This window comes from Vibrio sp. 1727, assembly GCF_033344415.1.
GTDB lineage: Bacteria > Pseudomonadota > Gammaproteobacteria > Enterobacterales > Vibrionaceae > Vibrio > Vibrio alginolyticus.
This window is the reverse complement of sequence record NZ_JAWPOT010000086.1, coordinates 1-1,063: the sequence shown is the minus strand read 5'-3', so window position 1 is coordinate 1,063 and position 1,063 is coordinate 1. Positions and strand designations below refer to the sequence as shown.

The following is a 1,063-nucleotide window of genomic DNA, read 5'->3' as shown; positions in this document are numbered from 1 at the left end:
AAACGGCCAAGCCACTATGATTGGAGATACGGGCGAAACCGGTACCTTTGGTGCAGGCTATTTTGACGTCAACGGCAATTACTACGTTTCCCGCAATCAAGACGGAAAAATCTACCGTATTAATTTGTCAGCGGACAACGCTTCAAACATCAACGCGGGCATTGTCCCAGCGGTTGAGTTTGTCTCGAACGGCCCGAGTTCAAGCCAAAATGACGGTGCACGCTGCGCCAACGCGCCAGTTATTGATGAAGATGACCCAATCGATTTTGGCGATGCTCCAGATAGTTACCACACGCTTCTTTCCTCAAACGGTCCACGACACGAAATCGATGGTGTGACATGGCTTGGTGTCATTGCGCCTGATGGCGATCCTGACGGACAAATCGCGCCTTCTGGCGACAACAAAATTGGTACCGCTGACGAAGAAGGTGTTGGCTTTGTTGCGGCACTCGATCCAGGTTTGAGTTCACTGGTGAATGTGACAGCGTCTACTTCTGGCTACTTATCCGCTTGGTTTGACTGGAACCGCGACGGTGATTTCGCAGATGAAGGTGAACAAGTATTTACAGACCAGTTACTCGCAGCAGGAAACAACACACTTCCATTTATCGTCTCTGAATTGGCAACCGCAGGACCAAGTTGGAGCCGATTCCGCTTTAGTCAACAAACGGGGCTCAAATACGATGGAGGCTCAACCTCCGGCGAAGTAGAAGATCATCCAATCACTATCACCGAAAATGGCGTATCTGTTCAGCATTTCCCAAGTGCAGAAGGCTACGCAACGGTAGCGTTTGAGGATAACTGGCCATACACCGCAGACTACGACATGAACGACGTCGTCATTCAGTTCCGAATCACAGAAACGCGTATGGAAGGTGTGGTCGAGAACATTCAAATCACCGGTGACCTCGCCGCTTACGGTGCAGGATACAAAAATGGCTTTGCTATTCGTTTACCGGGCGTAGCAAAAACAAGTATTGAGAATGGCTTAACTACCCTGTCGTTTAACGGCGTTCAACAAGCAAGCAATGGATTGGAAACTATCTCGGAAGAGGCCATTTTC

Annotated in this window: 1 protein-coding gene; it reads left to right on the top strand. The window is 49.4% G+C overall.

Features of this window, described 5'->3' with window-relative positions:
• Positions 1-1,063 (top strand): LruC domain-containing protein (locus tag R8O10_RS23975; protein WP_318191794.1); only part of this gene is annotated, 1,063 nt, incomplete at both ends.